The organism is Xanthomonas bonasiae (assembly GCF_017163705.1).
GTDB classification, from domain to species: Bacteria; Pseudomonadota; Gammaproteobacteria; order Xanthomonadales; family Xanthomonadaceae; genus Xanthomonas_A; species Xanthomonas_A bonasiae.
On record NZ_JAFIWB010000009.1, the window covers coordinates 18,548 to 44,717 of the forward strand.

The window sequence follows — 26,170 nt, forward strand, 5'->3', positions numbered from 1 at the left end:
CGCCATGTTGCAGCTACTGGTGGAAGTCAGCGGGTTCGCCGCCGCCCTGTTGTTCATTCTCGGCCTCAAGCACATGTCCTCGCCGGTGACCGCGCTGCGCGGCATCGTGCTGGCCGGCATCGGCATGCTGGTCGCGGTCGCCGCCGCGTTCGGCTATCTGGCCGATCTGCAGCCCAGCGCGCAGCCGCACGCGCTGACCAATCTCGCCCTGGCGCTGCTGGCGCTGGCGCTCGGCGGCGCCTGGGCCTGGCGCAGCGGACGCAGCGTGGCGGTGACCGCGATGCCGCAGATGGTGGCGCTGTACAACGGCATGGGCGGCGGTGCCGCGGCCGCGGTGGCCGCGGTCGCGCTGACCTCGCGGCAGCCGCAGCACGGCGGCCTGCACCTGGCGGTGACCGTGCTCGGCGCGTTGATCGGGGCGATCTCGCTGTCCGGTTCGGTGATCGCCTGGGCCAAGCTCGACGGCCGCATCAACAGCGCCTGGCGCTTCAAGGGCCAGAGCGTGTTCAACGCGGGCGTGTTCGTCGCGGCGCTGGCGCTCGGCACGCTGGTCGTTGCGCAGATCGGCGGCGGCTGGGCGGCACTGGCGTTCTTCGTCGCCGCGCTGGGCTTCGGCATCCTGATGACGCTGCCGATCGGCGGCGCCGACATGCCGGTGGTGATCTCGCTGTACAACGCCTTCACCGGCCTGGCGGTGGGCCTTGAAGGCTTCGCGCTGCAGAACCCGGCGCTGATGATCGCCGGCATGGTGGTCGGCTCGGCCGGCACGCTGCTGACCGTGCTGATGGCCAAGGCGATGAACCGCTCGCTGGCCAACGTGCTGTTCAGCAATTTCGGCGACGGCGCCGCGGTGGCGCAGGGCGACGTGCAGGGCCGCATGACCGCGGTGGAAGCCGGCGATGCGGCGGTGGCGATGCGCTATGCCTCCAGCGTGATCATCGTGCCCGGCTACGGCCTGGCGGTGGCGCAGGCGCAGGCGCGGCTGTACGAACTGGTCAAGCTGCTGCAGGCCGCCGACGTCGACGTGAAGTTCGCGATCCATCCGGTCGCCGGGCGCATGCCCGGGCACATGAACGTGCTGCTCGCCGAGGCCGGCGTGCCCTACGACCTGATCTTCGACATGGAAGACATCAACGACAGCTTCGCCAGCACCGACGTGGCGCTGGTGATCGGCGCCAACGACGTGGTCAACCCGGCCGCGCGCACCGACAAGGCCTCGCCGATCTACGGCATGCCGATCCTCAACGCCGACCAGGCGCACCAGGTCTACGTGATCAAGCGCGGCCAGGGCAAGGGCTACGCCGGCGTGGAGAACCTGCTGTTCTACGGCGACAACTGCGACATGGTCTACGGCGATGCCGCCGCGGTGCTCAACCGCATGGTGCAGGCGGTCAAGGAACTTGCCGGCTGACCGAACCGATTCCCGTGCCGGCGCAGCCACGCGCCGGCGCTTTCCCACCTTACACGAGGACACGACCATGGCTTATGCGACCCGCAATCCCTACACCGGCGAACTGCTCGCCAGTTTCCCCGAGGCCACCGATGCGCAGGTGCTCGCCGCGATCGGCGCAGCCGATACCGCCTTCCAGCACTGGAAGAACGCCTCCTTCGCCGAGCGCGCCAAGGTCATGCACGCGGCGGCGCAGCTGTTGCGCGCCGATGTGCGCGGCTACGCCAAGTTGCTGACCCTGGAAATGGGCAAGCTGATCGGCGAGGCCGAAGCCGAGGTGACCCTGTCGGCCGACATCTTCGAGTACTACGCGGTCAATGCCGAGCGCCTGCTGGCGCCGGAAACATTGCCGGTGGCCGATCCGGCCGAGGGCGAGGCGATGGTGGTGCACGAACCGCTGGGCGTGCTGCTGGCGATCGAGCCGTGGAACTTCCCGTACTACCAGATCGCGCGGATCATCGCCCCGCAGCTGTCGGCCGGCAACACGGTATTGCTCAAGCACGCCTCCAACGTGCCGCAGTGCGCGGCCAGGTTCGAAGCGCTGATGGCCGAAGCCGGGCTGCCGGCCGGTGCGTTCGCCAACCTCTACGCCACTCGCACCCAGGTGGAGACCATCCTCAACGATCCGCGCGTACACGGCGTGGCGCTGACCGGCTCGGAAGGCGCCGGCGCCATCGTCGCCGCGCAGGCGGCCAGGGCGCTGAAGAAATCGACGATGGAACTGGGCGGCGCCGACGCCTTCGTGGTGCTGGCCGATGCCGAGCTGGACAAGACGGTGAAGTGGGCAGTGTTCGGCCGCCACTGGAACGGCGGCCAGGTGTGCGTGTCGTCCAAGCGCATGATCATCGTGCGGGAGGTGTACGAGCAGTTCCTGCACCGCTACACGCAGGGCGTGGCCGCACTCAAGGCCGGCGATCCGATGGACGCGGCGACCACGCTGGCGCCGCTGTCCTCGCAGGGCGCGGCCGACGAGCTCAAGCTGCAGATCGCCGCGGCGGTCGACCATGGCGCCACCGCCACCGAGGTCGGTCCCAAGGTGCCGACGCAGGGCGCGTTCGTGCAGCCGACCATCCTGACCAACGTGACCAAGGACAACCCGGCCTACTACCAGGAGTTCTTCGGTCCGGTGTCGATGCTGTTCGAGGCCGCCGACGAGGACGAGGCGGTGCGCATCGCCAACGACTCGCCGTTCGGCCTGGGCGGCTCGGTGTTCACCGCCGACACCGCGCGCGGCGTCGACGTGGCCAGGCGCATCTCCACCGGCATGGTGTTCGTCAACCATCCGACCATGGTCAAGGCCGACCTGCCGTTCGGCGGCGTGCGCCGCTCCGGCTACGGCCGCGAGCTGATCGGGCTGGGCATCAAGGAGTTCGTCAACCACAAGCTGATCGACGTGGTGGACATCGACGCGCCGTTCTGAGCATCGGCGCCGCGCAGCACTCCGGGCCGTCGGTGGGCAACCACCGGCGGCCTTTGCGTTTGCGCTGCGCAGCCGGCGATGGCGCCGATGCCGGCGCCGCGCCCCAGCGGGGCATCGCCGCGCTGTTCAGCATGAATACGCCAGGCGCACTTGACTCGCAGCAAAGTTCTTTTGTTTCATGGCGTTATTGGTGGAAATTCATCTGGACTCTGTTAACCTGCCGGCATGATTCGACGCTCGCTGATTTGCCTGATCACGCTTGGCCTGGTCGCATGCGCGACCCAGCCCAAGGCTCCGCCGCCGCCGCCGCAGGCCAATGCGCTGCCGCAGCCCGCGCCGCGCCCGGCGTTGCCGGTGGAGGCGGCGCCCGAGGCGGTGCCCGCGCCGCCGGTCGACCTGACCCCGGTGCCGTTCGAGATCGCGCGCGCCAACTTCGTCCGCGACACCGCCGCCAGGTACGGCCTGGACCCGGCACAGATCGAGGCGACGCTGGCGCAGGCGCAGTTCAAGGACGCGATCGTGGCGGCGATGTCGCGCCCGGCCGAGCGGGTCAAGCCGTGGAACGAATACCGGCCGATGTTCATCAGCCAGGCGCGCATCGACGGCGGTCGCGCGTTCCTGGCCACGCATCGCGAAGAACTGATGCGGGTGCAGGCGCGCACCGGCGTGCCGCCGGAGATCATCGTGGCGATCATCGGCGTGGAGACCAGTTACGGCAAGAACGCCGGCAGCTACCGCGTGCTCGACGCGCTGTACACGCTGGCGTTCCGCTATCCGCGCAGCGGCGATCCGGCCAAGCTCGAGCGCGAAGTGCGCCGCGAGCTGTTCTTCCGCGACGAACTCGGCCAGCTGTTCGCGCTCGGCCGCGAAGAGAACCTGGACATCGCCACGCTGATCGGCAGCTACGCCGGCGCGATGGGCCTGGGCCAGTTCATGCCGTCCAGCTACCGCCAGTTCGCGGTGGACGGCGATGGCGACGGCAAGCGCAACCTGTTCACCGACTACGACGACATGTTCTCCTCGATCGCCAACTACTTCGTCAAGAAGGGCGGCTGGGTCCGCGACGGCGCGGTCGCGGTGCCGGCCACGCTGCGTCCCGGCGCCGAGGAATTCAATCCGACCGACTGGACCCCGAGCTACACGCTGGCCGACCTGGCCGCGCGCGGCTACCAGCCGGCCGCACCGGTCCCGGCCGGCGCCACCGCCACCCCGATCACGCTCGACGGCAGCGCCGGCAAGCAGTACTGGCTCGGCTTCCAGAACTACTACGCGATCACCCGTTACAACATTTCCAAGATGTACGCGATGGCCGTGTACCAGCTGTCCCAGGCCATCGCCGGCAAGGAGTTACCCCCGGCATGAACCCGAACGCGCTGCTCCGGATCGTTCCCGTCGTCGCCCTGCTGGCGCTGGCCGCCTGCAGCAGCGCCCCGAAGAAGACCGCCGGCGGCGGCGCCGCCGCGCCCGGGGTCAGGGTGGAAGGCCGCGGCCCGGCGCATGTCGCCACCGGCTGCCCGTCCACCTCGCCGTACGCGCCGGCCAAGGAAGACCCGTCCACGCGCGGTAACTACACCGCCGGCGGCCTGTACGCGCCGGGGGTCAGCGACAGCACGCCGGACTACGTGCCCAACGTGGCCTGCATCCCCGAGCCGCTGGTCACCAACGAGCCGCGCTCGGCGGTCGGCAACCGCTCGCCGTACATGGTGCTCGGCCGCGAATACAAGATCATCGACGACCCGCACAGCTACGTCGAACGCGGCACCGCCTCTTACTACGGCAGCAAGTTCCATGGCCGCCTGACCTCCAACCGCGAGGTCTACGACATGTACGCGTTCACCGCCGCGCACAAGACCCTGCCGCTGCCCAGCTTCGCCCTGGTCACCAACCTGGACAACGGCGAATCGGTGGTGGTGCGGGTCAACGACCGCGGACCGTTCCATGACGACCGGGTCATCGACCTGAGCTACGCGGCGGCGGTCAAGCTCGGCATCACCGGCAAGGGCACCGGCCGGGTCGAAGTGCGCGGGCTGACCCCGGCCGACAACGGCAACCTGCTCGCGTCGCGGCGGACCGGCAAGCAGGTCGCGACGGGCACCACGCTGGCCAGCGCGGCCGGAACGGGCAGTGCCGTGCAGACCGCGGCGGCGCGGCGCGCCACCGACATGGACAACCTGGTCAAGGCCTTGCCGGCCAAGCCGGCCACCGTCGTCGCCGCGTCCAGCGTGTCGGCGCGCAGCGCTGCCGCGTCCAGCGCCGCTGCGCCCAGCGCCGCCAGTGCGACCGCGGCGGCAGCCGCTTTGCCGGAAGGCGAGCGCTGGCGCTATCGCGTGCAGGCCGATGCCGACACCGCGGCCAATGCCGACCATTTCGACGACTGGATGAAATCGCGCGGCGTGCGCGTGGCGACCGGCAAGCCGGCCAAGGTCGATGCGAGCGTCGCCACCACGCAGGTGCCGCCGCGACGCGCCACCGCTGCCGCGGCGCCGGCCTCCACCGCGACCCCCGTCGCGGCTGCGGCACCGGCACCGGCGCCGGCCGTGTCGGCGACCCGCGCGGCCGCCGACAACGCGGCCGCGCGCGGCCCGCTCGGCATCCTGTTGCAGGTGGCCAGTTTCGCCAGCCGCGAGAACGCCAACCGCGCGCTGTCGCAGCTGGCCTCGGCCGGCATCGTCGGCGCCAGCGTCAGCGACATCGTGTCCGGCGGACGCACGCTGTGGCGGCTGCGGGTCGCGGCCGAGGACCATGGCCGCGCCACCGAGTTGGCCAGCCGCATCGCCGGCCTCGGCTTCGGGCGTCCGCAGATCGTCAAGGACTGAAGCGCGCGGCGAACCCGTACGCCTGTCGCTCGCGCCGCCGCGTGCCGGCCGTCGCCAGGTTCGCGTGTCGCTCCCGCGCCGATGGCTTAACGCCGACTCCCGCCTGCGCCGCTGCGGCGCCTGGGCGGGCGCCGGCTGGCCCTACAATGCCTCGTTTACCATCGGCCTTCGGGCCTGCCAGGAGTCGTTTTAGATGAAATTCCGCTTCGCCGTCGCCGCCGTGGCCACCTTCGCCGTCGGCCTGGTTTCCGCGCAGACCCCCGGCCCGGTGCCGGCATCGCCTGCCGCCGCCGCCGCCGCGCCCGCCGCCGTGGCGATCCCGCCGGCGCCCAAGCCGGCCGTGTCCAAGTCCTGGGTGTTGATGGACTACGCCACCGGCCAGGTGTTGGCCGGCGAGAACGAACATGTGCGGGTGGCCCCGGCCAGCATCACCAAGGTGATGACCTCCTACGTGATCGCCGCCGAACTGAAGCTGGGCAAGATCAAGCGCGACGACCAGGTCATGCTCAGCGAGCGCGCCTGGCGCGAAGGCGGCGCCGGCACCGACGGCAGCTACAGCGGCTTCCCGGTCAACCAGACCGCGCGCCTGGAGGACATGGAAAAGGGCATGGCGATCCAGTCCGGCAACGACGCGGCGATCGCGCTGGCCGAACACGCCGCCGGCAGCGAGGAAGCCTTCGCCTCGTTGATGAACAACTACGCGGAAAAGCTCGGCATGACCGGCTCGCACTTCGTCAACGCCCACGGCCTGTCCGCCGAAGGCCACTACACCACCGCCTACGATCTGGCGCTGCTGGGCCGGGCGATGGTGCGCGACTATCCGGAAACCTACGCCTACAACAAGATCAAGGAATTCAAGGTCGGCGACATCACCCAGCAGAACCGCAACCTGCTGCTGTGGCGCGACCCCAGCGTGGACGGCATCAAGACCGGGCACACCTCCGAGGCCGGCTACTGCCTGCTCAGCTCGGCGCAGCGCGGCGACCAGCGCCTGATCGCGGTGGTGATGGGCGACAGCTCCGAGAAGCAGCGCGCCGAGGACAGCCTGGCGCTGTTGAACTGGGGCTTCCGTTTCTACGAAACCCACCGCCTCTATGAGCCGGGCAAGCAGGTCGCGCAGCAGCGCGTGTGGAAGGGCACCGAGAAGGAAGTGCTGCTGGGCGTGGCGCAGCCGCTGCTGGTCGGCGTGCCGCGCGGCCGCTACAACGAACTGAAGCCGTCGATCGACGTGCCCAAGACCCTGGAAGCGCCGATCAAGCAGGGCCAGGCGATCGGCACGGTGAAGGTCTCGCTGGACGGCAAGGTGATCGCGCAGGCGCCGCTGGTGGCACTGAAGGCGGTCGACGAGGCCGGCTTCTTCAAGCGGTTGTGGGACAGCTTCTGGATGTGGTGGGAAGCCGAATGAGTTGAAAAAAAGCCGGCTTGCGCCGGCTTTTTTTTGGGATTGGGGATTCGGGATTTGGGATTCGCCGAAGCCGGGAGCGCTTTTCCAATCCCGAATCCCGAATCCCCAATCCCGGCCTTTCACAGCCGCCGACTGATCGTAAAGCTGCCAAACACCGGCGTCTGCTTCTGCAGGTCGAATTCGCGGGTGCTCCAGTAGCGCGCCAGTGCGAACTTCCACTTGCCGCGCATCACCGCCAGGCCGAAACCGGCCTCGCCGACGAAGGGGCGCTTCTTCACGCTGTGGCTGTCGCGGAAGGTGTTGCCGTCCAGGGTGATGTCGCGCACGACCCAGCGTGCGTCGCTGGTCAGGAACAGATGCGCCGACCAGCCGCGGCCCAGGCCGTAGCGGGGCGGGGCGGTGTTCTCGCCGGCCGGGCGCAGCGGCGAGCTGCCGAAGTCGTCCGGCAATTTCCAGCCGAAGCGCACTTCGGCGCCGGCGTTGGCATGGGTCTCCAGGGTGCCGAGTGCGCCGCCCCAGTGGCTGATCGCGTCCCAGCCCCAGCCGTCGGCGTTGACCGTCGCGTCGCCGGGCCAGCGGCGCATGCGTTCGTGCAGCAGGCGGAACACCGGTTCGTCGTGCAGCTGGTTGTCCCAGCCGAGGAACTTCTCGTCGCCGAGCGCGTCGTGCACCGCATCCTGCACCTGCTTGCCCTGCGCCGACGGGCCGACCATGCCCAGCAGCAGCTGGGTGGTGCGCAGGCGGTCCTGGTTGCGCGCGTTGTAGCCGAAGTTCACCGCCAGTATCGCGGCATAGGGGCGGTCGTCCTTGATCAGGTCGCGGCGGGTCTTGTCGGTCGGGGTGTAGATGGCCTGGCCGAAACTGAAGACCATGTTCTGCTGCTCGAACTCGCCCGGGTGCAGGCGCTCCAGGTAGCGGTTGACCGCCCGCGCCAGCCGCGGCAGGCAGGGGTCGTCGGTGAAGTCGACCAGGTTCGGCGACACCAGGGTCATGCCGAAGCCGTTGGTATAGCCCTGGTCCTGGCCGGCGCCGCCGAACAGGTCGTTGTCGACGCGGAAGTTCACCGTCGGCGGGGTGTCTTCCAGTGCGCTGCCGGCGCACCGGTCGGTGGCGGCAGCAGCGGGCAGCGAAGCGAGGGCGAGCACGACGGCGAAGGCGAGAGGCAGGCGCGATGACGGCATGGGCGACGTCCCTGGAGGGAAGGAGGAATGGGTGCACCGACGCTAGCGGGACGGATGCGCGCGTCCCGTGAAGCCTGCATTCATAAAATGCCGGGGCGAGCATAGGCCGCGGCGGCGTTGGCGCGAAAGCCGTGTAGCCGTATCGCTTCGTCCTATTGGCATCGCTTGCCAACCGTGCCCACATGCTGACGCGGCGCGCCGCGGCGGCGGCCGCCCCCGCACGCGGCCTGCCGGCGCGCCCCGGCCTTGGGTTTGCCCGGCGCCGGCCCGATAATGCAGCCATGGATATCACCTCGGACAACCCCGATCACGGCTTCCAGTTCCCCGGCGTCTTCGAGCTCAGCGCGATGGGCACCGCCAACACCGGACTGGAGACCGAACTGCCGCGCCTGCTCGCCCAGGCCGGCGTGGACGTGCTGGAAGAGCGCATCAGCTGGAAGCATTCGTCCAACGGCAAGTACGTGTCGGTGCGGATCGCCTTCCGCGCCGCCGACCGCGCCCAGTACGACGCCGCGCACCTGGCGCTGCGCGAGCATCCGGAAGTGAAGTGGACGCTGTAGCCGGCGCCGCGGTACCGCCGCCGGAACCGGCGCAGGCGCCGCCGCCGTGCCGGGTCCGCGATCTCGGCCGCCAGCCCTACGCGCCGGTGTGGCGGGCGATGCAGCGCTTCACCGATGCGCGCGAGGAAACCAGCGCCGACGAACTGTGGGTGGTCGAGCACGAACCGGTGTTCACCCTCGGTCAGGCCGGCAAGCCCGAGCACGTGCTGGCGCCCGGCGAGATCCCGGTGCTGCACGTGGACCGCGGCGGCCAGGTCACCTACCACGGCCCCGGCCAGCTGGTGGTGTATCCGCTGCTGGACCTGCGCCGGCTCAAGATCGGCGTGCGCGACTACGTGTGCCGGATCGAGCAGGCCATCATCGACACGCTGGACGAATGGAACATCCTCGGCCAGCGCCGCGACGGCGCGCCCGGGGTCTACGTCGGCGCGGCCAAGGTCGCCGCGCTCGGCATCCGCGTGCGCCGCGGCTGCACCTTCCATGGCCTGTCGTTCAACGTGGCGATGGACCTGGAGCCGTTCCACCGCATCAACCCCTGCGGCTACCAGGGCCTGCAGGTGACCTCGGTGCTAGACTTGGGCGGTCCCTCCGGCATGCAGGCCGTCAAACCGGTGCTGCTGGCCCAACTGGCGCGCCAGTTCGGGCTGACCCTGCAGCCGCTCGACGCCTTGCCCGACCTCACGCTCACGCACGCGGCCTGACCGCCTGCCCGCCGACGACGCCATGACCCAGCCCAGCGCACGCACCATCCCCCTGCAGGTCCTTTCCGGCGACAGCGCGCCCGCGTCCGCGCCGCTGCAGGCCGGCGTCAAGCAACTGGGCGGGGACAAGATCAACCGCTCGCCGGTGCAGTTCGCCGATGCGCCGGTGCTGCGCAAGCCGTCGTGGATCCGGGTGCGGATCCCGTCCGGCAACGCCGTGCAGACCCTCAAGGCCAAGCTGCGCGAGAACCGCCTGGTCACGGTCTGCGAGGAAGCCAGCTGCCCGAACATCCACGAGTGCTTCAGCCACGGCACCGCCACCTTCATGATCCTGGGCGAGGTCTGCACCCGCCGCTGCTCGTTCTGCGACGTCGCCCATGGCCGGCCCAAGCCGCCGGACGCCGGCGAGCCGGCCAGCCTGGCGCAGACCGTGGCCGACATGGGCCTGCGCTACGTGGTGGTGACCAGCGTCGACCGCGACGACCTGCGCGACGGCGGCGCCCAGCACTTCGCCGACTGCATCGGCGCGATCCGCGCCGCCGCGCCGGCCACCCGCATCGAGATCCTGACCCCGGACTTCCGCGGCAAGGGCCGCATGGACCGCGCGCTGGAGATCCTGGCGACCAATCCGCCGGACGTGTTCAACCACAACATCGAGACCGTGCCGGACCTGTACCCGAACGTGCGTCCCGGCGCCGACTACCAGTGGTCGCTGACCCTGCTGCAGAAGTTCAAGGCGCAGCACCCGTCCATCGCCACCAAGTCCGGGATCATGCTCGGCCTGGGCGAGACCATGGAGCAGGTGCAGGCCACGCTGCGCGACCTGCGCGCGCACGCCGTGGACATGGTCACCATCGGCCAGTACCTGCAGCCGACCGCGCACCACCACCCGGTGATGCGCTACTGGACGCCGGAGGAATACAAGGCGCTGGAGGAGTACGGCAACGCGCTGGGCTTCAGCCACGTCGCCTCCGGGCCGATGGTGCGCTCGTCCTATCACGCCGATCGGCAGGCGGCCGGCGCCGGCGTCGCCGCCTGAGTTCGCCCTGCGGCCCCGTTCCGGCGCCGCCGCCGCGTCCTGGCGATCGCCCGGGACGCCCGCCGTGCCGGCCGCGACGCCCGCCCGCGGCGCCTGCACCGGCACCATTCACACTTCGCTACCGGGCCCCGGCTAGTCTGGTTCAGGAACAGGTGACACGGCCTGCAACTTGCGGCACTGTCGTGTTGTCTCACGCGATCTGCAGCCCCCCTGACGGCCTCGTGCCGAGAGTACGTAGATGAAATTCAAAGCTTCCGTCTTCCTGCTGGCGTTCGCGCTGACCACGCCGCTGGCGCTGTTCGCCCGCACCGACGCGCCCGCGCTGCCGGCGGCCTCGACCGCCGACCAGTCCACCACCGCCAAGCTGGTGTACGGGCTGCTCTCCGACAGCCGCTACGCCTACCGGCCGCGCGCGCTCGACGAGGCGACCTCGAAGGAAGTCTTCAAGAAGTACCTGGAGACGCTGGACGGCAGCAAGCAGTTCTTCACCCAGGCCGACGTGGACAAGTTCGCCGCGTTCCAGGCCAACCTCGGCAGCAATATCGCCGCCGGCCAGCTGGAGCCGGCGTTCCAGGTGTTCGCCGTGTACCGGCAGCGGGTGGACGAGCGCATCGGCTACGCGCGCAAGCTGCTCAAGCAGGACTTCGATTTCAACGGCAGCGAGAAGTTCGAGTACGACCGCAAGGACGTGCCGTGGCCCAAGGACAACCAGGAGCTGGACGACCTGTGGCGCAAGTCGGTGATGAACGACTGGCTGCGGCTCAAGCTCGCCGGCAAGAAGCCCGAGGACATCCGCAAGACCCTGGACAAGCGCTACGCCAACCTCGCCGATTCGGTGAAGGAACTGAAGAGCGAGGACGTGTTCCAGTTCTTCATGAACGCCTACACCAACACCGTCGATCCGCACACCGACTACTTCACCCCGCGCACCGCCGAGAACTTCAACCAGCAGATGTCGCTGTCGCTGGAAGGCATCGGCGCGCAGCTGCAGAAGCAGGACGACATGGTGGTGATCCGCGAGGTCATCCCGGGCGGTCCGGCCGCGGTGGACGGCACGCTGAAGCCGGGCGACCGCATCGTCGGCGTCGGCCAGGGCAAGTCCGGCCAGGTCGAGGACGTGATCGGCTGGCGCATCGACGACGTGGTGGCCAAGATCCGCGGCGACAAGGACACCCAGGTGCGCCTGGAGTACATCCCGGCCGAGGCCGGCGTGGACGGCAAGCACCGCCAGCTGCTGCTGACCCGGCAGAAGGTGCGCCTGGCCGAACAGGCCGCCAAGGGCGAGACCATCACCCTCCCGGCGAAGGACGGCGAACCGGCGCGGCGCGTCGGCGTGATCAAGCTGCCGGCGTTCTACCAGGACTTCGAAGGCCGTCGCCGCAACGCCAGCGACTACGCCTCGGCGACCCGCGACGTGGCCAAGCTGCTGGCCGGCTTCAAGACCGACAAGGTCGACGGCGTGGTGCTGGACCTGCGCAACAACGGCGGCGGCTCGCTGGACGAGGCGATCGAACTGACCGGCCTGTTTATCGAGCAGGGCCCGGTGGTGCAGGTGCGCGAATCCGGCGGCCGCGTCACCGTCAACAGCGACGACAACCCGGCCGTGGCCTGGGACGGCCCGTTGGCGGTGCTGATCAACCGCGGTTCGGCCTCGGCCTCGGAGATCTTCGCCGGTGCCATCCAGGACTACGGTCGCGGCCTGATCATCGGCGAGACCAGCTTCGGCAAGGGCACGGTGCAGAATATCGTCGACCTGGACCGCTGGCCGGCCAACGAGACCGACCGCTTCGGCCAGGTCAAGCTGACCATCGCCCAGTTCTTCCGGGTCAGCGGCAGCAGCACCCAGCACAAGGGCGTGGTGCCGGACATCGCGTTCCCGGCCAGCGTCGATGCCACCGAGTTCGGCGAGAGCACCTATCCCAACGCCTTGCCGTGGACCCGCATCGCCGCGGTGCCGCACACCCAGTACGGCAACTTCGCGCCGCTGCTGCCGAAGCTGGAGACGCTGCATGCCAGCCGCATCGCCAGCGACAAGGAATTCCAGTGGTGGGAAGAGGACGTGCAGCAGTTCCGCACCGAGGCGGCGAAGAAGTACGTGGTGCTCAACGAAGCCGAGCGCCGCGCCGAGCGCGAGAAGCAGGACGTGCAGCGCAAGCAGCGCCAGGAGACGCGCAAGCAGCTCGGCCTGCCGCTGGATCCGCTCGCCGACGACAGCAGCGACGACGGCCTGACCGGCAACGAGCGCGACATCGTCAAGGACGCCGCGCGCGAGAAGCTGGTCGACAAGCGCCCGGATCCGCTGCTGCGCGAGTCGGCCTCGATCCTGGCCGATGCGCTGAACCTGCTGGAAAAGGACCGTCCGCTGTCGGTGCAGGTGCTGCCGCAGTCCACCGGCCCGGGGCGCTGGGCCGACTGAGCCCGCGCTTCATCGCCGCGCGAACACGCACGCGCCATCGCCCAGCGGTGGCGCGTTTTTCGTTGGACGTTCGCTTGGCCGCACGCAGTCGCCTGCATTCCACCGTAGGAGGGGTTTCAGCGCCGGCAGGTCATCGCCAGCGTATCGACAGGCTCTTTGTGGGAGCGAGTTCAGTCGCGACGGGCCTTACCGATAAAGCCGTCGCGACTGATGGCCCGATGCCGCCCGAAACCGCTCCTGCAAGGGTTTGCGATGGGCCGGCTGGGCGCACGGTAGGAGGGGCTTCAGCCCCGACAGGTGGCCTGACACGCTCTTTGTAGGAGCGGCTTCAGCCGCGACCGGGCGTTACCGGTAAGACCTGGTCGCGGCTGAAGCCGCTCCTAACAAGTGCGCATCAGCATCGAAAGTTGCGCTAACCCAGCGCCTGCCACAGCTGATGCACGCCCAGCGCCAGCAAGGTCAGGAAGAACACCCGGCGGAACGCCTCGGCGGAAATGCGCCGGCGCAGGTGCGCGCCCAGCCACATGCCGATCGCGGTCGGCAGCAGCGCCAGCAACGACGGCCCGAGCGCGCCGCGCGCGAACGCGCCATGCCAGGCCAGGGCAGTGGCGAGCGCCAGCGTGGCGGTGAAGAAGCAGTAGCCCAGCGCGCGCATCAGCGTCTCCCGCGGCAGGCCCAGCGCGACCAGATAGGGCAGCGACGGCAGCACGAACACGCCGGTGGCGCCGGTGAGCAGGCCGGTCGCCAACCCGGCCGCCGGGCCCGCCCAGGGCTCGTGCCGCGACGGCAGCCGGCCCTGCCAGCGGCTTAGGCCGAGCAGCGCGTACAGCGCCAGCAAGGCGCCGAGACCGCCGCGCGCCAGCGCCGGATCGGCGCCGACCAGGATGCCGGCGCTGAGCCAGGTGCCGAGCGCGATCGTCGCCAGCAGTGGCCACAGCCGCCGCAACAGCGGCGCCGCGCCTTCGCCCCAGGCCTGCTGCAGATTGGTCAACAGCGACGGCAGCACCAGCAGCGCGGCCGCTTCGGGCGGGGCCAGCCACAGCCCCAGCAAGCCCATGGCGACGGTCGGCAGGCCGGTCCCGGCCACGCCCTTGACGAAGCCGGCCAGGCAGAACACCGCGGCGATCGGCAGTAGATGCGGGATGAGCGAGTGCATGCCTCCAGCATCGGCCGTGCCGCGGCGCCGGACAATGCGCGATCGCTTCAGGCAGACTTCGGCAACGACGAAGGCTGGAGCGGCGATGCACCTGGATTTCATCGACTTGCGGCTGTTCGTGGCGGTGGCCGAGGCCGGCAGCATCACCGCCGGCGCCGACCGCGCCGCGTTGTCGCTGGCCGCGGCCAGCGCGCGCATCCGCGCGCTGGAGCAGCAGGCCGGTGCGGCGCTGTTCGCGCGCGGCCGCCGCGGGGTGAGCCTGACCGCGGCCGGCGCCGCGCTGTTGCGGCATGCGCGGCAGTTGCTGCGCCAGGCCGAGGCGATGCGCGCCGAACTGGGCGAGCACGCCGGTGCCAACCAGGCCACGGTGCGGCTGCTGGCCAATACCGCGGCGCTGTACGAGTGGCTGCCCGAACTGCTGGCGGAGTTCCTGGTCGCGCATCCGCGCATCGACCTGGCCTTGCGCGAACAGGGCAGCAGCGCGGCGGCCGACGCGGTGCGCGAGGAGCGGGCCGACCTGGCGGTGATCGCCGACCATGCCGACCTGGCCGGCCTGCACGCGCAGGCGTTCCGCCGGGACCGGCTGGTGCTGGTGGCGGCCGCCACGCATCCGCTGGCGCGCGCGCCGCAGCTGCGCCTGGCGCAGCTATGGCAGGCGGAGTTTCTCGGCCTGGCCGACGACAGCGCGCTGCAGCGGCATCTGCGCACGCAGGCCGCGCGCGCCGGCGGCCAGCTGCGCATCCGCGCCCACGTGCACGGCATCGAACCGCTGTGCCGGATGCTGGCGCGCGGCGCCGGCGTGGCGATCCTGCCGCAGGCCGCGCTGGCCCGGGTCAGCGTGCGCGAACACCTGGTCGCGGTGCCGTTGCAGGAGCCGTGGGCGGCGCGGCAGTTGTCGATCGTGTGGCGGCCCGCACCGGCGCCGGCGCCGGCGGTGCGTCAGGTGCTGGACTGGCTGTGTGCGCACGCCGGCGGCGCAGCGGCCACCGGCGCGGGATGACGTCCCGCGCGCACGCGATGGACCTCACTGCGGCCAGGCGAACTCGGCTTCCACCGGGAAATGGTCCGACGGCCAATGTCCCTGTGGCCGCGCGTCGAGCGTGGCGAAGTGGGTGGCGCGCAATCCGCGCGACAGGATCCAGTCGATGCGCCGATCGGGATGGCCGGTGAAATCGTGGAAGGTCGCTTCCGGTCCCAGCGCGTGCGGTGCCTGCTTGCGCGCGTCGGCCAGCGCCGGAACCAGCGTGCGATAGGTGGGCGAATCCGGCGCCGTGTTGAAGTCGCCGGTGATCACCACCGGCACGTCGGCCGGCAACGCCTGCACGCGCGCGAGGAGCAGCGCGGCGCCCTTGGCGCGCGCGGCCTCGTCTTCGTCGCGGTACGGCAGGTGGGTGTCGAACAGGTAGAAACGGCGTCCGTCGGCGATGCGTTCGAACAGCCCCCAGTTCACCATCCGCGGCAGCGGGTGACCCCAGCTGATGCTGCCGACCACGTCTGGCGTGTCCGACAGCCAGAAGTCGCCCGATTCCACCAGCTTCAGGCGGCGGCTGTCGTAGAACACGCCCATGCGCTCGCCGTCCTCGCTGCCGTCGCGGCTGCGCCCGAACCAGCGGTAGTCGGGCAGTTGCGCGGCCAGGTAATCGGCCTGCAGCTTGACCAGCTCCTGGGTGCCGAATACGTCGGGATGCTGCGCGCGGATCAGCGCGGCCATCGCGCTGCGGCGGATCTCCCAGCGCTTGTCGCCGTCGGTATCGACCGGCACGCGCACGTTGAAGCTCATCACCTTGAGCGTGGCTGGCGCCTCGTGCGCCGGTGCGCGCGCCTGCGCCGGGGCGAACACTGCGCCCAGTGCGAGCAACAGCAGCAACCCAAGCGAACGCGGTGACAACGGGAATGTGGACATGGCGACAGGTCTGGCGGTGGGGATCGCGCCAATGGTGGCATGCCGATGTGACCGTCAGCCAGTCGCGGATTGCGCCGCGCTCGCGACGCCACACTGCTTGCCTCGGCGCACGCCGCACGCGGCGCGCCCCGCCCGCCGCGCATCCGCGCGAGGCGCCGCACGCGTTACTGGAACGCTGCAAGCGCCTGGGTAAGCTGCCCGTTGTTGTTCACCGCGCCCTTGGTATAGCCCTGCCAGCCCGGATACGCATCGGGTTCCCAATAGAACACGCCCAGTCCATGCGCGCCGACCGCGCGGGTCTTGGCGACCAGGTCGGCCAGCATCGCGCGGGTCGCCGCGTCCTGCTGCCAGTCCATGCCCACTTCGCTGACGATCACGTCCGCGCCGTAGCGCGCCACCATGTCGCGCATGTTGCTGGCGATCTGCGTGTTCGCGCTTTGCCAGCCGCTGCTCGAGGGGTAGTGCGACATCCCGACCACGTCCCACTTGCCGCCGGCGGACTTGAGGCCGTCGAAGAACCAGCGGAAGGTGGCGTTGTCGTAGCCGTTGGCCAGATGCACGACCACCTTGGCGTTGGGATAGACCGACTTGCTGGCGTTGTAGCCGCTGTTGATCAACTGCGCGAGATTGCCGAAGTTGGGGGTCTTGCCGTCCGGCCACAGCATGCCGCTGTTGATCTCGTTGCCGACCTGCACCCAGCTGACGTCGATGCCGTTGGATTTGAGATACGACAGGATGCCGCTGGTGTGCGCGTAGACGTCGGTGACCAGCTTGGAGAATGCATCGCCGCTCCACGCCGCGGGCTTGGTCTGCTGTCCGGGATCGGCCCAGCTGTCGCTGTAGTGGAAGTCGATCATGATCTGCATGCCCTGCGCCTTGGCCCGCTTGGCCATGTTCAGCACGTCGGCGCCGTCGCACCAGCCGTCCTTGGGATTGACCCAGACGCGCAGCCGGATTGCGTTGACGCCGGTGCCTTTCAGCAACGCGAAGAAGTCGGCGTTCGCGCCCGCGGCATTGCGGAACACGCGGCCGCTGCTCTCCTGCTGATCGATCCAGCTCACGTCCGCGCCCTTGGCGAAACTCTGCGCCGCCGCCGGTGCGCACAGACAAGTCAGCAGCAGCGCCAGCCATGCGCACAAGCCCTTGCTCGATCCGTTCATAGGTTCCTCGCGATGATGGAGTGCCGGAAAAAACGCTGCCTGCGGCGCGGGCCGGGGCGTGCGCGAGGCTAGCGCGATCGCGCGCGCCACGCGCGTTGCAGCGCAGGGTGTCTACGCATGGCGACAGCGGCGCCTCGCGCGCGGCACTTGACGCCTTCGCCCATTGGCGTAGCATTTGCCGCACGCCAAGGGACAGACCCGTGGCGACTCCAATCACCGTGAGGGATGCTCATGGAATACGACTATCTTGTTTTCATCGGGCGCTTCGAGCCCTTCCACAACGGCCACGCCGCCGTTGCCCGCCACGCCCTGGCGCGTGCGCAGAAACTCATCTTCCTGATCGGCTCGGCCGAAACCCCGCGCACCATCCGCAATCCGTGGACGGTGGCCGAACGCAGCGTCATGATCCAGGCCGCGCTCGAGGGCGCCGCCGAGCGCCTGATCCTGCGCCCGCTGCGCGACCACCTGTACAACGAGAGCCAATGGATCGCCGCGGTGCAGTCGGCGGTGGCCGAGGCGGTGCGTGCCGATGGCGGCGGCAGCGAGGCGCGCATCGGCCTGGTCGGCATGGACAAGGACGCCAGCAGCTATTACCTGCGCGAATTCCCGCAGTGGCCGCTGGTCGACGTGCAGCACACCGAGACGCTGTCGGCGACCGAGCTGCGCCGCTACCTGTTCGAGGCCGGCAGCATCGATTTCCACGGCGCGCTGTTGATGCTGCGCGGCAACGTGCCGGCGCCGGTGTTCGACATGCTCGAGGCGTTCCGCAAGAACTCGCCGTCGTATGCGGAACTGCTCGCCGAATACCAGTTCATCGAGCAGTACCGCGCGGCCTGGAAGGAGGCGCCGTATCCGCCGACCTTCGTCACCGCCGATGCGGTGGTGGTGCATTCGGGCCACGTGCTGCTGGTGCGGCGCCGCGCGGCGCCGGGCAAGGGCCTGTGGGCGCTGCCGGGCGGCTTCGTCGGCCAGCACGAGAGCATCTTCGATGCCTGCCTGCGCGAACTGCGCGAGGAAACCCGGCTGAAGATCCCGGTGCCGGTACTGAAGGGCTCGCTGAAGAACCGCCATGTGTTCGACCATCCCGAGCGCAGCCTGCGCGGGCGCACCATCACCCATGCCTTCCACTTCGAATTCACCTTCGGCGAACTGCCCGAGGTGCGCGGCGGCGACGACGCCGACAAGGCGCGCTGGATTCCGGTCAGCGAAGTGCTGGGCATGGGCCCGAAACTGTTCGAAGACCACCTGCACCTGCTCGAATTCTTCCTGGGCCGCGGTTGACCGCGGCTTTCCCGGCCGGCGGACAGACCGCTGGCCTTCCCCCGACGCGAAGGAGCTTCCCGTCATGCAATGCCTGAACAACCTGCTGCTCAACACCGACAGCTACAAGGCCAGCCACTGGCTGCAATATCCGGCCGGCACCGATGCCACGTTCTTCTATGTGGAATCGCGCGGCGGCGTCTACGACCGCACCGTGTTCTTCGGTCTGCAGTCGATCCTCAAGGAGGCGCTGGGTCGCGCCATCACCCATGCCGACGTCGACGAGGCGCGCGACCTGTTCGCCGCGCACGGCGAGCCGTTCAACGAGGCCGGCTGGCGCGACATCGTCGATCGCCTCGGCGGGCAGTTGCCGATCCGCATCCGCGCCGTGCCCGAGGGCAGCGTGGTGCCGACCCACAACGCGCTGATGACCATCGAGTCCACCGACGCGCAGGCCTATTGGGTGCCGTCGTACCTGGAAACGCTGCTGCTGCGCATCTGGTATCCGGTCACCGTGGCCACGGTCAGCTGGCACGCCAAGCAGACCCTCCGCCAGTTCCTGGAACGCACCAGCGACGATCCGGAAGGGCAGTTGCCGTTCAAGCTGCACGACTTCGGCGCGCGCGGCGTGTCCAGCCTGGAGTCGGCGGCGATCGGCGGCGCCGCGCACCTGGTCAACTTCCTCGGCACCGATACCGTGTCCGGGCTGTTGCTGGCGCGCGCGCACTACCACGAGCCGATGGCCGGCTATTCGATCCCGGCCGCCGAGCACAGCACCATCACCAGTTGGGGCCGCGAGCGCGAAGTGGACGCGTACCGCAACATGCTCCGGCAGTTCGGCAAGCCCGGCGGCATCGTCGCGGTGGTGTCGGACAGCTACGACATCTTCCACGCGATCCGCGAACACTGGGGGACCACGCTGCGCGAAGAGGTGATCGCCTCCGGCGCCACCGTGGTGATCCGCCCCGATTCCGGCGACCCGGTCGCGGTGGTGCACCAGTGCCTGGAACTGCTCGACGAGGCCTTCGGCCACAGCGTCAACCGCAAGGGCTACAAGGTGCTCAACCACGTGCGCGTGATCCAGGGCGACGGGGTCAACCCGACCAGCATCCGCGCGATCCTGGAACGCGTCACCAGCGCCGGCTACGCCACCGACAACGTCGCCTTCGGCATGGGCGGCGCGCTGCTGCAGCGGCTGGATCGCGATACGCAGAAGTTCGCGCTGAAGTGCTCGGCCGCGCGCGTGGACGGTAAGTGGATCGACGTCTACAAGGACCCGATCACCGACAAGGGCAAGCTCAGCAAGCGCGGCCGCATGAGCCTGCTGCGCCATCGCGAATACGGCGGCTACCGCACCGAACCGGTGCCGGCCACGGCCGCGTCGCTGGACGAACTGGCCCGGCCTGCCGGCTACGACGACGCGATGGTCACGGTGTGGGAAAACGGCCGCCTGCTGCACGACTGGAGCCTGGCGGAAGTGCGCGAGCGCGCGAACGCCGCGCGTCTGTAGGTGCCGGCATGGACGCCAGCATGGAGTTCGCGCCGCCGCTGAGCGGCGCCTCGCCGCTGTTCGCCGCACTGCGCGCCGGCATGCCGCACCTGGAATGGCGGGTGCCGGCCGCCGCCGATGCCGCGCGCTGGCGGGTGCAGCGCATCGGCGGGCGCGACTACCGCGTTGCGCAGCCGGTCACCTTCACCCCGTACGCGTCGGTGCGGCCGTGTTCGGCACGTTGCCGCTTCTGTTCGGAAACGCTGCGCCCGCAGGTAGGCGGCACCGCCGCGGCCAGCCTGCGGCCGCCGCCGGACTATTTCGCGATGCTGCGGCAGGGAGTGGCGCAGCTGTCCGGGCTGCCGCTGTCGCACTCGCTGTCGGGGCTGGAGATGACCGACGACGAAGCCTGGTTCCTGCAACTGCTGCAGACATTGGGCGAGGCCGAACGCGATGGGTTGCTGGTCGAGCAGCGCGTGCTGTACAGCAACGGCGCGGGTTTCGCTCGCAGCAAGGGCGATGCGTTGCTGGACGCGCTGCAACGCTTCGGGCTGTCGTGGGTGGAGCTGTCGCGGCACCATCCGCAGCAGGCCGGCAACGACGCGATCATGCGCTTCCGCGACGGCGAGGCGATCGCCGATGCGCAGGTGTTCGTCGCCACCGCGCAACGCATCGCCGCCGCGCTGCCGCTGCGCCTGGTGTGCATCCTGCAGCACGGCGGCATCGCCGATGCCGACGGCGTTGCCGGCTACCTGCGCTGGGCACGCCAGTGCGGCGCGACCACGGTGATCTTCCGCGAGTTCTCGCGGCTCGGCGACGGCTACCGCACCGGCGGCACCCAGCGCTATCTGGCGCAGGCGCGGGTCGGCGTGGAGCAGGTCGTGGCCGCATGCATGGCCACGCCGTGGTGGCGCACGCTGCGGCCGCTGCAGATCACCGAGGGCTATTACTTCTGGAACCTGCGCATGGCCACCGCCGAGGGCATGGAGGTGGTGTTCGAGACCTCCGACTATGCCGCCATGCAGGCGCGCCACGACAGCGGCGACATCTACAAGCTGGTGTTCTTCGCCGACGGCCGGCTGTGCGCGGGCTGGCAGCCGGATCGCGATCTGCTGTGGCGGGCCGGCCATGGATAGCCGTAGCTGGTGGACGCCGCCGCCGGATCCGCCCGAACACCGGCTGCCCGAGGACCTGCGCCGGCGCGATCCGCTGGGCGCGCGCGACTGCGGCTGGGTCAGCCAGATGCGTCCGTTCGTGCGCCAGTTCAGCGCGCCAGACGCCTGCGTGCTGGATCCGTTCTGCGGCTTCGGCAGCACCTTGCTCGCCGCCGAACTGGAGGGCCGGCGCGGACTGGGGCTGGAGATCGACGCGGGGCGCGCGGCGCTGGCCCGTGAACGCCTGCAGCGGCTCGGGCTGCGCGCCGAGGTCCGGGCTGGCGCGCTGCCGCAGCTCACGCTGGAGGAGCCGATCGACCTGTGCCTGACCAACGTGCCGTATTTCGGTTGCGACTGGCCGGGCGCGACGGCACCGGGCCAGCTGTATGCCAGCCCCGACTACGCGGCTTACCTGGGCGGGCTGCGCGCGGTGTTCCATGCGGTGCGCCGCGCCTTGCGCGACGACGGCTTCTGCATCGCAATGGTCGAGAACGTGGAGGTCGGCGGCGTGTGCGTGCCGCAGGCCTGGGACCTGGCGCGGGTGCTGGGCAGCCTGTTCGTGCCCTGTGCCGAACGGGTGCTGTGCTATCCGCGCGAGAGCGTGCAGCCGCTGGCGCCCGGCGATACGCGCAGCGACCGCAGCCATGAGTACGCATTGGTCTTCCAGAAGCGGCGCGAACCGATCGACCTGCCGGGCAGCGCCCAGCTGCTGGCCGCGTTGCGCGCGGACGGGTTCGATTACGCCGTGCACGGCAGCTATCCGCTCTGGCTCGCCGATCCGGGCACGGCCGTGCGCCCGCCCGGCGATGTGGACCTGTTGCTGCCGCGCGACCTCGGCCAGCTGCAACGGCTGCTGGACTGGCTGCGCGCGCGCGGCTTCGCGCTCAGCCTGTGGGGCGAGCCGCTGGCGGCGCCGCCGACGCTGGCGTTGCTCGACGCCTACCACTACCTGCGCGCCGAACGCCGCGACCGCGGCGGCGGCCTGTTGCGGGTGGACCTGTCGCTGCAGCCGGTGCCTGGCTCGCTAACCGCGGGATGAGCGCTGGCGGCGGCATCAAGGCCGCCTCGACACGCTTGCGGCTATCCTTGGCCGGTTCCTTCCTTTCGGTCCACGGCCATGTCCGCTTCGTCCAACGTCCTCGCCTTTCCTGCGCTCGTGCTGGTCGCGATCGGCCTGAGCGGCTGCTTCGCCCGCAAGCAGGACAACTTGGTGAAGGAGACCTTCAACTCCGACAACACCTATTCGCGCAGCTATCCGGTACAGCCGGGCCAGGCCTGCGAATCGGCGCGGCGCGCGCTGCTGAGCCAGGGCTACGTGGTCGCCAAGGCCACCGCCGATGCGGTCGAAGGCACCAAGAACTTCCAGCCCAACCAGGAGTCGCACGAGCAACTGGAGCTGCGCGTGTCGTGCGTGGCGCACGGCGCGGACGAGTCCTGGGTGTTCGTCAGCGCGCTGCAGGACCGCTATGCGCTGAAGAAGAGCGCGACCTCGGCCAGCGTCGGCGTCGGCGTGCTCGGCTCGGTGTCGCTGCCGGTCGGCAGCAGCGACGACTCGCTGGTGCGCGTGGCCAGCAGTACGGTGCAGGACAGCGATTTCTACAAGCGCTTCTTCGAACTCATGGCGCAGTACCTGCCGAAGGCCAAGCCGGCCGCGCCGCCGGAGCCGCCGCCGGCGGCAGCGCCCAAGCCCGAGCCGGCCGCTGCGGTACCGGCGCCGACGCCGGCAGCAGTGTCGCCGGCACCTGCACCTGCACCTGCAGCAGTGCCAGCGACGCCGGTGGCGGAAGCTACGCCCGCGCCCGCTGCCGCGCCCGCGGTCAGCGACGGCACCACGCCGCGCTGAGGCATGCGTTCATCCGCGGCTGCGGAAGCTGAATAGAGGGCATTTCGCTTCACGATCCATTCGCAATCGCGGTGCAAAGGTGGCCCCGTCGGGAGTGCGATGCCTGCAACAGGCATCGGCTCCGCCACCCAGGAGCAACCAGCATGAACACTTTCAAATCCGCCGTGTGTCTGAGCATCCTCGCGATCGCCACTGCTGCCGCGCCGTTGGCGCAGGCGCAGCGCCATTACGGGCCGGAAGACGCCGGACGCCGCTTCAACGACGGCACCCGCGTGCACTGCAAGAAGGTCGCGGTGCAGAAGAACAACACCGATCCGAACCGCATCGGCGGCACCGTGGCCGGCGCGGCGATCGGCGGCCTGCTCGGCAACCAGATCGGCAAGGGCGACGGCAAGAAGTTGGCCACGGTCGGTGGCGCGGTCGCCGGCGGCGCCACCGGTCGCTACATCCAGGGCCAGCGCCAGCAGGCCAACGGCAACCGCCGTGTCGAGACCGTCTGCAAGCGCTACTGAGTCCACGCCGCGATCGGCCATCGCGGCGCACTCGGCAAACAAGCAAAAACGCCTCGGCGGACAGCATCCGCCGGGGCGTTTTTTATTGTCGAGGCGTGCGGTTGTGTGCAGTTCGCTGGGATGCCACCGCGCCGCTCGCCTGCGCTCGCCAGGCCTTGTGTAGGAGCGGCTTCAGCCGCGACAGGGCGTTGCCGGGAATGCCCCGGTCGCGGCTGAAGCCACTCCTGCAGGGGCAGGTTGGCGCTTTACCGGCCCTATCCGATCACTTCGCGTAGTGCGCCCCCCAGCTCCGGATAGCGAAACACGTAGCCTTCCTGCTGCGCGCGCGTCGGCAACACCCGCTGGCTGCCCAGCAGCAGGTCGGCCATCTCGCCGAAGGCCAGGCGCAGCGCCGCGGCCGGCGCCGGCAGCAGCGCCGGCCGGTGCAGCGCCTGGCCGAGCTGCTGGGCGAAATCGGCATTGGTCACCGGGGTCGGGGCGGTGGCGTTGTAGGCGCCTTCGCCGCCGTGCTGCAGCAGCCACAGCAACAGGCCGACGTGATCGTCGCGATGGATCCAGCTCATCCATTGCCGGCCGTCGCCCATGCGCCCGCCCAGGCCGAGCCGGAACGGCGGCAGCATCCGCGACAACGCGCCGCCGTCGCGGCCGAGCACCACGCCGGTGCGGACCAGGCTGGTACGCACGCCCAGCGTCTGCGCGCGCAACGCCTCGGTTTCCCAGTCGCGGCACAGGTGCGCGGCAAAGTCCTCGCCGGCCGGGCTGCGTTCGTCGAGCAGGTCGTTGCCGCGGTCGCCGTAGTAGCCGATCGCCGAGCCGGAGAGCAGGCAGGCAGGACGTTGCGCCGGGTCCAGTTGCGCGATCCAGTCGAGCAGCGCGCGGGTGGTGCCGATGCGCGAGGTGCGGAAGCGGCGCTTGCGGGTCTCGTTCCAGCGGCCGTCGCTGAGCGGTTCGCCGGCGAGATTGATCACCGCGTGCGCCGGCGCCGCGCCCTGCAGGTCTTGCAGCGCCTGCACGCCGGGCAGCGCACGCGTCGCGCGCGCCGCGTCGCGGCTGAGCACGCTGACCTGGTGTCCGGCCTGGAGCAGGGCAGGGCACAGTGCGCGGCCGATGAATCCGGTGCCGCCGGTGACGAGCACATGCATGAGGAGGGTTCCGCGAGCGGGGAGCGGCAGTGTAGGGCCGGCCGGCATGGCAGCAGAGTGAATACGCCTGCCGATGACCGCCACGCGCGTCGCTGCGTCGCAGGGCTTCGCGGCGCGTGCACCGCGCGCGCGTCACGCTGCGCACCCGCGTGCGCGTGCCGCTGCGCGGCCATGCATCCCGCCACTGTCCTCTTTCGCATCTGCCATGCTCGCGCCATGACCGTCCCGACTCCGAACCCGCCAGCGCCGCGCCGATGCCGTTTCGCCGCGCGCCTGCTGCTGGCGTTGGCACTGGCCAGCGGCGGTGCACTCGCCGCGCCGGCCGCGCCGGCCGACCAGGCCAGCGCCGACTGTCTCGCCGCACTGCTGCGCCAGCTCGGCTGGCGCATCGACAGCACGCCAGCCGCGCAGCCGCGGCTGCTGCCGGGCGCGCCGTGCGAACGCAGTTCGCTGGCCGACGCACAGGCGCACGGCGACCTGCAGGCGGCGTTGCCGGCGCAGTGGAACCCGGCGCAACGGCGCGACGCCCTGCGCGCGCTGCTGGAGACGCCGGCCACGCAGTGCGGCTATTTCCTGCTGCTCGGCGCGGCCACCCAGCGCGCGGTGGCGCATCTGCAGGGCAATCCCGGCTACCGCTTCAGCGCGCTGCAACTGGGCTGGATCGGATTCGGTCCGGGCGGCGCGCGCCGGCAGGGCTGGCAGCGCTTCCGCAGCTTCGGCCGCGGCTACCGTCCGGCGCAGGGCAATGCGCGCGCGATCGAGGCGTTCTACAGCGGCCATGTGCGCTCGGAGTGCGGCGTCGGCCGGCAGATCGCGCAGCTCGCCACGCAGCGCGAGCTGTACGGCGATGCCGGCTTCGATCGCGCGTTCAGTGCCGGGGAACTGTCGATCGGCACCTTCCTCACCCTGCACGACACCGACAGCATCCTGCTCGGCGCGCATGCCGGCGAGTTCTTCGCCGACGGCAAGGCGGTCAAGACCTCGCAGCTGGGCGGCGCCGCCTTCCTCGGCGCGCCCGGTTTCATCGCCCACGTGTTCGAGCGCCGCTACCTGGACGACATCAACAACCAGGCGGAGAACTTCGTGGTCGTGGCGGTCAGCGCCGACGCGGCAGCGGCGTTGCGCCGGCATGGCGGCTTCGCCCATTACGACGCCAGCAACCGGCGCATCTGGGAACTGGCGCAGGCGCTGCGCGGACCCGGCCGCGAGCGCTTCGAGAAACTGCTGTTCGAACGCGACCCCACGCTGCGCGCGAGCTTGTCGCCAGCGCAACGCAGTGTCCTGACGCAGATCGATGCGCTGCTCGATGATCCCTTCTACCGGGGCTTCGACGTGTACGTGCATCCCAAGGGCACCAAGCCGATCGGCTACCACGTGGCGCGCCTTTTGGACCGCAATCCGCGCACCCCGTTCGCGATCGACCTGACCCTGCACAACCTGCATACCACCCTGTACCGGCGCTGGCGCGACCACCAGTTGCAGGCCTGCGCGCAGGCCGCGCAGACGCAATCGCCTTAGCTGCGCGTCAGCCGCGGCGCGACGCTTCGTGCGACCCTAATGGGC

At 70.1% G+C, this 26,170-nt stretch carries 22 protein-coding genes; 17 read left to right on the forward strand and 5 right to left on the reverse strand.

The window, feature by feature from the left end; translation table 11 throughout:
* Positions 1-4: 4 nt before the first annotated feature.
* From JR064_RS10400 to JR064_RS10420, 5 genes are all read left to right on the forward strand, one after another.
* Positions 5-1,411, forward strand: a complete 1,407-nt coding sequence (locus tag JR064_RS10400; RefSeq protein WP_206229667.1) for an NAD(P)(+) transhydrogenase (Re/Si-specific) subunit beta — start codon at positions 5-7, stop codon at positions 1,409-1,411.
* Between the two features lie 67 nt (positions 1,412-1,478).
* Positions 1,479-2,870 (forward strand): NAD-dependent succinate-semialdehyde dehydrogenase, encoded by a 1,392-nt coding sequence (locus JR064_RS10405; RefSeq protein ID WP_206229668.1) that lies wholly within the window; start codon positions 1,479-1,481, stop codon positions 2,868-2,870.
* 225 nt (positions 2,871-3,095) lie between these two features.
* Positions 3,096-4,232: a lytic murein transglycosylase B gene (mltB, locus tag JR064_RS10410; protein WP_206229669.1), complete on the forward strand. Its 1,137-nt coding sequence runs from the start codon at positions 3,096-3,098 to the stop codon at positions 4,230-4,232.
* Entirely contained in the window at positions 4,229-5,686 is a 1,458-nt protein-coding gene (locus tag JR064_RS10415; protein ID WP_206229670.1) for a septal ring lytic transglycosylase RlpA family protein, read from the forward strand. The genes mltB and JR064_RS10415 overlap by 4 nt, the downstream gene beginning before the upstream one ends.
* A gap of 193 nt (positions 5,687-5,879) precedes the next feature.
* The gene (locus tag JR064_RS10420) at positions 5,880-7,091 is read left to right on the forward strand and encodes a D-alanyl-D-alanine carboxypeptidase family protein (RefSeq protein WP_206229671.1); all 1,212 of its coding nucleotides are present in this window, start codon (positions 5,880-5,882) and stop codon (positions 7,089-7,091) included.
* Positions 7,092-7,210: 119 nt separating this feature from the next.
* Here the strand turns inward: JR064_RS10420 and JR064_RS10425 are convergent, their stop codons facing one another.
* Positions 7,211-8,272: a lipid A deacylase LpxR family protein gene (locus tag JR064_RS10425; RefSeq protein WP_191825248.1), complete on the reverse strand. Its 1,062-nt coding sequence runs from the start codon at positions 8,270-8,272 to the stop codon at positions 7,211-7,213.
* A 281-nt stretch (positions 8,273-8,553) separates the two neighbouring features.
* On the opposite strand from JR064_RS10425, the gene JR064_RS10430 reads away from it, so the two are divergent.
* The 4 genes from JR064_RS10430 to JR064_RS10445 all read left to right on the forward strand — a co-directional run bounded on the left by JR064_RS10430 (position 8,554) and on the right by JR064_RS10445 (position 12,988).
* Positions 8,554-8,832, forward strand: coding sequence for a DUF493 family protein (locus JR064_RS10430; protein ID WP_009606261.1), 279 nt, complete (start codon positions 8,554-8,556; stop codon positions 8,830-8,832).
* Positions 8,820-9,533 carry a lipoyl(octanoyl) transferase LipB gene (lipB, locus tag JR064_RS10435; RefSeq protein WP_179567357.1) on the forward strand — a complete coding sequence of 238 codons (714 nt, stop codon included), beginning with the start codon at positions 8,820-8,822 and terminating at the stop codon, positions 9,531-9,533. The genes JR064_RS10430 and lipB overlap by 13 nt, the downstream gene beginning before the upstream one ends.
* A gap of 22 nt (positions 9,534-9,555) precedes the next feature.
* A complete protein-coding gene (gene lipA, locus JR064_RS10440; RefSeq protein ID WP_206229672.1) occupies positions 9,556-10,572 on the forward strand; it encodes a lipoyl synthase in 1,017 nt (338 codons plus the stop codon).
* Between the two features lie 238 nt (positions 10,573-10,810).
* Complete coding sequence (locus JR064_RS10445) at positions 10,811-12,988, forward strand: carboxy terminal-processing peptidase (protein ID WP_179567353.1); 2,178 nt, start codon at positions 10,811-10,813, stop codon at positions 12,986-12,988.
* Positions 12,989-13,400: 412 nt separating this feature from the next.
* On the opposite strand, the gene JR064_RS10450 is transcribed toward JR064_RS10445, so the two are convergent.
* Positions 13,401-14,144, reverse strand: coding sequence for a sulfite exporter TauE/SafE family protein (locus JR064_RS10450; RefSeq protein ID WP_206229673.1), 744 nt, complete (start codon positions 14,142-14,144; stop codon positions 13,401-13,403).
* Positions 14,145-14,229: 85 nt separating this feature from the next.
* Here JR064_RS10450 and JR064_RS10455 point away from each other — a divergent pair, with 85 nt between their 5' ends.
* Positions 14,230-15,144, forward strand: coding sequence for a LysR substrate-binding domain-containing protein (locus JR064_RS10455; protein WP_206229674.1), 915 nt, complete (start codon positions 14,230-14,232; stop codon positions 15,142-15,144).
* A 24-nt stretch (positions 15,145-15,168) separates the two neighbouring features.
* Here JR064_RS10455 and JR064_RS10460 read toward each other — a convergent pair whose 3' ends face one another.
* On the reverse strand, positions 15,169-16,047 hold the full coding sequence (locus tag JR064_RS10460; protein ID WP_206229675.1) for an endonuclease/exonuclease/phosphatase family protein: 879 nt from the start codon (positions 16,045-16,047) through the stop codon (positions 15,169-15,171).
* Positions 16,048-16,211: 164 nt separating this feature from the next.
* Positions 16,212-17,207 carry a glycosyl hydrolase 53 family protein gene (locus tag JR064_RS10465; RefSeq protein ID WP_206229676.1) on the reverse strand — a complete coding sequence of 332 codons (996 nt, stop codon included), beginning with the start codon at positions 17,205-17,207 and terminating at the stop codon, positions 16,212-16,214.
* Positions 17,208-17,432: 225 nt separating this feature from the next.
* Between JR064_RS10465 and JR064_RS10470 the strand changes: the two genes are divergently transcribed.
* The 6 genes from JR064_RS10470 to JR064_RS10495 all read left to right on the forward strand — a co-directional run bounded on the left by JR064_RS10470 (position 17,433) and on the right by JR064_RS10495 (position 23,465).
* Positions 17,433-18,488 (forward strand): bifunctional nicotinamide-nucleotide adenylyltransferase/Nudix hydroxylase, encoded by a 1,056-nt coding sequence (locus tag JR064_RS10470; protein ID WP_179567343.1) that lies wholly within the window; start codon positions 17,433-17,435, stop codon positions 18,486-18,488.
* A gap of 64 nt (positions 18,489-18,552) precedes the next feature.
* The gene (locus JR064_RS10475) at positions 18,553-19,977 is read left to right on the forward strand and encodes a nicotinate phosphoribosyltransferase (protein ID WP_206229677.1); all 1,425 of its coding nucleotides are present in this window, start codon (positions 18,553-18,555) and stop codon (positions 19,975-19,977) included.
* An 8-nt stretch (positions 19,978-19,985) separates the two neighbouring features.
* A complete protein-coding gene (locus tag JR064_RS10480) occupies positions 19,986-21,092 on the forward strand; it encodes a hypothetical protein (protein WP_206229678.1) in 1,107 nt (368 codons plus the stop codon).
* Positions 21,085-22,149 (forward strand): DNA methyltransferase, encoded by a 1,065-nt coding sequence (locus JR064_RS10485; protein ID WP_206229679.1) that lies wholly within the window; start codon positions 21,085-21,087, stop codon positions 22,147-22,149. The genes JR064_RS10480 and JR064_RS10485 overlap by 8 nt, the downstream gene beginning before the upstream one ends.
* A 78-nt stretch (positions 22,150-22,227) precedes the next feature.
* The gene (locus tag JR064_RS10490; protein ID WP_206229680.1) at positions 22,228-22,953 is read left to right on the forward strand and encodes a DUF2242 domain-containing protein; all 726 of its coding nucleotides are present in this window, start codon (positions 22,228-22,230) and stop codon (positions 22,951-22,953) included.
* A gap of 143 nt (positions 22,954-23,096) precedes the next feature.
* Positions 23,097-23,465 carry a glycine zipper 2TM domain-containing protein gene (locus JR064_RS10495; protein WP_179567333.1) on the forward strand — a complete coding sequence of 123 codons (369 nt, stop codon included), beginning with the start codon at positions 23,097-23,099 and terminating at the stop codon, positions 23,463-23,465.
* A gap of 254 nt (positions 23,466-23,719) precedes the next feature.
* On the opposite strand, the gene JR064_RS10500 is transcribed toward JR064_RS10495, so the two are convergent.
* Complete coding sequence (locus JR064_RS10500) at positions 23,720-24,607, reverse strand: TIGR01777 family oxidoreductase (RefSeq protein ID WP_206229681.1); 888 nt, start codon at positions 24,605-24,607, stop codon at positions 23,720-23,722.
* 216 nt (positions 24,608-24,823) lie between these two features.
* Between JR064_RS10500 and JR064_RS10505 the strand changes: the two genes are divergently transcribed.
* Complete coding sequence (locus tag JR064_RS10505) at positions 24,824-26,125, forward strand: hypothetical protein (protein WP_206229682.1); 1,302 nt, start codon at positions 24,824-24,826, stop codon at positions 26,123-26,125.
* Positions 26,126-26,170: the final 45 nt, after the last annotated feature.